The sequence below is a fragment of the Crocosphaera sp. Alani8 genome (assembly GCF_038442745.1).
Lineage (GTDB): Bacteria > Cyanobacteriota > Cyanobacteriia > Cyanobacteriales > Microcystaceae > Crocosphaera.
The window spans coordinates 1-5,359 of sequence record NZ_JARVCN010000223.1; the positions used below are offsets into that span (position 1 = coordinate 1).

The 5,359-nt window shown below is 36.9% G+C and carries 7 protein-coding genes, 1 tRNA gene and 1 pseudogene; 3 read left to right on the forward strand and 6 right to left on the reverse strand.

What is annotated here, in order from left to right; all coding sequences use genetic code 11:
- Positions 1-51: 51 nt before the first annotated feature.
- The 5 genes from P9B04_RS13485 to P9B04_RS13505 form a co-directional block, all read right to left on the reverse strand.
- Complete coding sequence (locus P9B04_RS13485; protein ID WP_342055509.1) at positions 52-627, reverse strand: Uma2 family endonuclease; 576 nt, start codon at positions 625-627, stop codon at positions 52-54.
- A 17-nt stretch (positions 628-644) separates the two neighbouring features.
- Positions 645-726 (reverse strand) — tRNA-Leu (locus P9B04_RS13490).
- A complete protein-coding gene (locus tag P9B04_RS13495; RefSeq protein ID WP_342055510.1) occupies positions 705-1,580 on the reverse strand; it encodes a M48 family metallopeptidase in 876 nt (291 codons plus the stop codon). The genes P9B04_RS13490 and P9B04_RS13495 overlap by 22 nt, the downstream gene beginning before the upstream one ends.
- 2 nt (positions 1,581-1,582) lie before the next feature.
- Complete coding sequence (locus tag P9B04_RS13500; protein ID WP_342055511.1) at positions 1,583-2,008, reverse strand: tetratricopeptide repeat protein; 426 nt, start codon at positions 2,006-2,008, stop codon at positions 1,583-1,585.
- A gap of 81 nt (positions 2,009-2,089) precedes the next feature.
- Positions 2,090-2,446, reverse strand: a complete 357-nt coding sequence (locus P9B04_RS13505; protein ID WP_342055512.1) for a HesB/IscA family protein — start codon at positions 2,444-2,446, stop codon at positions 2,090-2,092.
- Positions 2,447-2,626: 180 nt separating this feature from the next.
- Here P9B04_RS13505 and P9B04_RS13510 point away from each other — a divergent pair, with 180 nt between their 5' ends.
- From P9B04_RS13510 to P9B04_RS13520, 3 genes are all read left to right on the forward strand, one after another.
- Complete coding sequence (locus P9B04_RS13510; protein ID WP_342055513.1) at positions 2,627-3,808, forward strand: lipid-A-disaccharide synthase-related protein; 1,182 nt, start codon at positions 2,627-2,629, stop codon at positions 3,806-3,808.
- Between the two features lie 69 nt (positions 3,809-3,877).
- Positions 3,878-4,372 (forward strand): GatB/YqeY domain-containing protein, encoded by a 495-nt coding sequence (locus tag P9B04_RS13515; protein WP_342055514.1) that lies wholly within the window; start codon positions 3,878-3,880, stop codon positions 4,370-4,372.
- Between the two features lie 94 nt (positions 4,373-4,466).
- Positions 4,467-4,916, forward strand: a complete 450-nt coding sequence (locus P9B04_RS13520; RefSeq protein ID WP_342055515.1) for a DUF29 domain-containing protein — start codon at positions 4,467-4,469, stop codon at positions 4,914-4,916.
- A 219-nt stretch (positions 4,917-5,135) separates the two neighbouring features.
- Here P9B04_RS13520 and P9B04_RS13525 read toward each other — a convergent pair.
- Positions 5,136-5,359, reverse strand: a pseudogene (locus P9B04_RS13525) (hypothetical protein); the annotation flags it as partial.

A 5,359-nucleotide genomic window follows, 5' to 3' on the forward strand; every position in this document is an offset into this window, starting at 1 on the left:
CTTTGTCCCCTAACTTTCGGCGAGTCCCCCCAGACTTTTTGAGAAGCTTCGTTAAGAGATAGTCTGAAATATTTGGAAAACTTTTAATTCCAGTTCTTTAAAACCAGGAGATTTAATCAAATCATTGTTACTAAAGTTACCCACTTCTTGATAACTCTCTCCTTTCAATTCTAAGACTAAAATAGTTTGTGTTTGAGGATCAACAACCCAGTATTCAGGAACGCAACAATCTTGGTATTGTATTCGTTTAGCAATATAATCTCTTTCCCTTTGAATATCACCAGGACTAACCACTTCAATGACTAATAAAGGAGGTGACATAAAGAGACGAATAGTGTTCCTTTTTGAGAGTTGTTGTCTATGTTCTTCTCTAATAATTGTTAAATCAGGATAGCGATTTTTGGGTTCCCCTCTCACTTCTAATTCTAACCCATGACCCCTAACTCTAGTATGTCCTACCAGTGAAGCAAATTGAAGAAAAAGAAAGTTAGCAATTTCGATATTTAAACCTGATTCTGGGGGCATTTCTATCAGTTCCCCATTGAATAATTCATAGAGTTTTTCTGAATTATCATTGTATTCTAAATACTCTTCAAAGCTTTGAAAGCGAGTTTTAGTTGTTAACATTTTATGAGAATAGTTAATGGGCAGAGGGGGACTCGAACCCCCATGACCGAAGCCGCCACATTTTGAGTGTGGTGCGTCTACCAATTTCGCCATCCGCCCTTGGTCGTAGCTTTCTGATTATACTCTGTTTTACCAGTTTCTAACAAGTGGTGATAATCTTGGGAACTACTCCAGCGATCAATCTCCTTAGCGCGCAAAACTGGGACTGGATGGGTCAATTGTTCCGTTTGTGCCTGTTTTAACATTTCTCCTAAAGCAGTGTTGCTAATGGCTTCGTAATCCCTCGCTTGTTGGATAAATGCGTCTAGGTTCAACTGGGGGGCAATGGTGGGGGAACCGCCAGCCAATTTCATTAGTATAGACATGACTACTTTGGGATCTTGTGCTACTAATAAAGCCGCCCGATCGCAACTAAACTCTGCACAACGCACCCATTGTAACATTTGCGCCTGCAAAGATTGGGCGAGAGCTGCCCCCCAGTTGGGCAATAAACTAGCACCCAACACCATAATATTGGCTAAAGTTAGGTAAACTCCGTGTTCACATTTGAGGTGTCCCAACTCGTGGGCCATAACCCCTTGTATTTCTTCTGGGGTCAACATCTCTACTAAAGAGGTATGCAATACCATAAAAGGTTTTTTCCCTTGCATGGCGAAGGTATAAGCATTGGGAACAGGGTTTTGTTGTAAATAGAGTTGTGGGGTTTCTAAGTCTAGAATACGGGATGCTTCTACTAATAACTTGTGAAGATCTGGTAATTGTTTTTCACTAACTAATACACTGGAGGCAATATTATTGAGATAGAAAAACTGTTCTGCCACCGAACCCAGTAAACTCCTAACAATCATATCTAAGCCAGGGAGTTGCCTCAAGGTGGTGGTAGCTTCTAAATCTAAGGGATGACGAAAATCATCGGCTTTTAAGCCTATTAACTGGGTTTTTGTCAATTGCATTTTTATTCAGGAGATAATAACCATTTTTTTACTCGCTGGAGACTTTTCCAGTCTGGTTTACGGCTTAATCCATCTTCGATGTTTTCCATGATATCGTTATGGATATCTTCATCTAGGGACATTATTTGTTGGGCCGCTTCTACATGATCCCGCACTCCTTTTGCGCCGGTATCTAACATGGCCAAGGCTAGGTTAATTCGGGCCTGGGGCGGTCTACTATCGATTTTAACGCTTTTTTTGGCAGCTTTGAGGGCAGAGTCGGGTTTATCAGCCAACAGGTATAACCAAGCTAAACAGGCCCAAGCGGTGGAGTTTTTGGGGGCGCGATCGCAAATTTCTCTGAAATAGGGAATTAAAGTGTCGACAGACTCCCCTTGCTTGTAACGTTCTAAACCTTGCTCTAAGGCATTTTCAACAGTTTTGGTCATTTTTGATGATGGAATTAATAGACAATGGGACAGAAACTCGATTTCTGCCCCGATTATTTACCGTACAATACATTTGTTGAATTAGACACCAAAGGACTTACCACAGCCACAAGTTTGGTTAGCGTTGGGGTTAGTAAATTCAAAACCACCCCCGATCATGGCGTTGCTATAGTCAAGGACAAGGCCGTAGAGATAGAGAAGACTTTTGCGATCGCAGACAATCTTGAAGCCTTCATAATCATACACTTCATCCTGTTCCCCAATTTGACTAACGTCTTCAAAGTCCATCATGTAGGACATTCCGGAACATCCTCCCTGACGAACCCCAACGCGCAAACAGAGGTCTTTTCCTTGCTGTTCCCGTAACATTAAAACTTGTTTAAGGGCTGTTTCAGTTAGTTGTATTCCTTTGGCAGGGGTTTGAGTGGCTTGTGTCATCGGTTATGGTGACTCCTGAAAGCTAGAATGATTTTCAAACTTTTTCTATTCTAGAATAAACTTCCCGTTGTTAACCTAATATTTAAAGAATCATTACCTTACACTCTTCTCTATACTAACCATTGAATTATTTTTTAATGCCATTTTACCCTCGTCCATCCTATCACTTATATAAATTGTATGAAAAAAGAAGTTTTGTTTATGAGCAATGGTCATGGAGAAGACCTAAATGCTAGTTTAATTCTCCAGAAGTTGCAAAAAATTGCTCCCAATATATCCATTACGGCCATGCCTTTGGTGGGGGAAGGAAATGCTTATTGTTCTCTTGGTTTACCTTTGATTGGACAACCTAAAAATTTACCTTCTGGGGGCATTTTTTATATGAATCCCCTAACTTTATTGAAGGATCTCAGTGCTGGATTGATTGGACTAACTTTATATCAAATTCGCACCCTTCTTAAATGTTGTTCTCGTTATTCTTTAATTGTTGCAGTTGGTGACATTTTTCCTATTACTATGGCTTACATTAGTAATCGTCCTTTTGTGGCTTTTCTTGTTTCTACTTCTAGTTTTTACGAAGGTAAATTAAATTTGCCTTGGTTAACTCGTTGGTGTCTGCGATCGCCTCGTTGTCTCGCCATTTTCACCAGAGATGCTTTTACAGCAGAAGATTTACAGCAACAAGGATTCAAAAAAGCCTATTTTTCCGGCTATCCTATTATGGATATTTTGACTCCAACTGGAAAAAATTTACATCTTGATGATAATATTCCCACCATTGCTTTATTACCTGGGAGTCGTCTTCCCGAAGCTATTAATAATCTAGAATTATTGTTAAAAGTCTCTGAATATACAGCTAATTTAGAACCAGTACAGTTTCGGGTTGCGTTGGTTGAATCTATCCAAGAAGAGGATTTAAAACAGTTAGCAAAAAATTTGGGATGGCAATATCAATCTGGTGGTATTTTGGTTAAGCAAAAGCAAAACAATACTATTGAGGTTGAATGTTATTATGGAGCATTTTCTGACATTATTAATAGTTGCAATATTGCCATAGGAATGGCTGGAACTGCTGTGGAACAAGTAGTAGGTTTAGGTAAACCTGTAATTCAATTACCGGGAAAAGGTCCACAATTTACCTATGCTTTTGCGGAAGCACAGATGAGGTTGTTGGGAATGTCGGTTAAAACAATTGGGAAAAGTTATAAAAATTCCCATGTTTTTTCTGAAGCGGCACAAACTATTAAAACTATTTTAAAAGATAAAGATTATTTGGAAAAATGTCAAAAAAATGGAGAAGAAAGAGTAGGAAGAGCAGGAGGATCTCTCAATATTGCCCAGGCGATCGCACAGTTACTTTAAAAAATTTTCATCTCTTTAACCTCCAAACTGTTATAATGTACAGAAAGGATTGAGTTATCAGAGCTTATTATGACTGAACCGAAGAAAGAAGTATCCACCGAAACAACAGCAACATTAAAAGAAAGAATAAGTAATGATATTAAGCTAGCAATGAAAGCTAAGGATAAAATTCGTCTAGAAACTATCAGAAGTATCAAAAAAGTTATTCTCGAAAAGGAAACAGAAGTTCGTCCCAAAGGACAAGATCAATTAACTCCTGAACAGGAATTAGACTTGTTAGCGCAACAAGCGAAACAACGCAGAGATTCCATTGAACAATATCGTCAAGGTGGTAGGGATGATTTAGCTGATAAAGAAGCTCAAGAATTAGCGATTATAGAAACCTATTTACCTGCTCAACTTTCTGCTGAAGAAGTAGAAGCTATTATCGATAAAATAATAGAATCTGTAGGAGCAAGTTCCCCGAAAGATATGGGTAAAGTTATGGGACCAGCGATGAAAGAACTTAAAGGGAAAGCTGATGGAAAACAAGTTCAAGAAATAGTTAAAGCTAAACTGGGTTAACTTGTTTGATATCAATAAAAATCAACGATTAATAATGAATAATACCTAAATCATTCATTATTAAATCTATTATTTTTTAAAGAGAATACTAGAGATGAAAATAGAAACTCTTGACTTAAACACACTCTACGAACAGGAATACGATAAATGGTTGGAGGAAACAGTAAGAATATTAAAAAATCGTCAATTAGACCAATTAGATTATGATAATTTAATTGAGGAATTAGAAACATTGGGACGTTCTGAAAAAAATGCGGTAAAAAGTTTACTTTTACAAGTAATTATTCATCTTTTATTGCTCAACTTTTGGAGAGAAGAAAAGGAAAGAAACTCTAACCATTGGTCAGCAGAAATTATAACGTTTCGGGTTCAATTAGAAGATAGATTAACAACTAACCTTAGAAATTATTTAAGAAATGAATTAGACAAAATTTATCAAAATGCTTGTTTAATTGTTACTAAAAAAGCACAGTTAACTAATTTACCTGATAGATGTCCTTATTCTTTAGAAGAATTATTACAAAAAGATTGGTTTCCAGAATAGATATTTTAAGTTAATTTATGGCATTTTTGGGGACTTATGAGGTACACTTTACCAGACTGTTTCAACTAAAATTAGGCAATAGGAATGTGAGCATACTTGCACTACTAGAAATCTAATACATTAAATTAGCTGAAATAGTCCACTACTTATGTTTTGTTGAGAAACATTCTATAACTGTCATAATCAATTTTTTAATACTTGTTCTTGATTACAATTTTTTTAGTCTTCATTTAATCTGGTTTCAACTGCTTTAATAATCTCTTCAAAGTCCGATTCTTTGTGAATAGTTATCGTTAAAGTATTCATGTTTTTTAAAATGCTGGTTAAATTGTCAATATTACGTCTAATCTCATCATATAAATTCAGGGTTTCCATAATTGTTGAACTATGGGAGCGTGTCACTTTTGCGGGTGGGGTATTAGTTAGCGGGCATTGTCCTACAA

Excerpts from the sequence above, each read along its gene's own strand:
- P9B04_RS13485 (WP_342055509.1), bottom strand. The coding sequence starts at position 627 with ATGTTAACAACTAAAACTCGCTTTCAAAGCTTTGAAGAGTATTTAGAA.
- P9B04_RS13495 (WP_342055510.1), bottom strand. The coding sequence starts at position 1,580 with ATGCAATTGACAAAAACCCAGTTAATAGGCTTAAAAGCCGATGATTTT.
- P9B04_RS13500 (WP_342055511.1), bottom strand. The coding sequence starts at position 2,008 with ATGACCAAAACTGTTGAAAATGCCTTAGAGCAAGGTTTAGAACGTTAC.
- P9B04_RS13505 (WP_342055512.1), bottom strand. The coding sequence starts at position 2,446 with ATGACACAAGCCACTCAAACCCCTGCCAAAGGAATACAACTAACTGAA.
- P9B04_RS13510 (WP_342055513.1), top strand. The coding sequence starts at position 2,627 with ATGAAAAAAGAAGTTTTGTTTATGAGCAATGGTCATGGAGAAGACCTA.
- P9B04_RS13515 (WP_342055514.1), top strand. The coding sequence starts at position 3,878 with ATGACTGAACCGAAGAAAGAAGTATCCACCGAAACAACAGCAACATTA.
- P9B04_RS13520 (WP_342055515.1), top strand. The coding sequence starts at position 4,467 with ATGAAAATAGAAACTCTTGACTTAAACACACTCTACGAACAGGAATAC.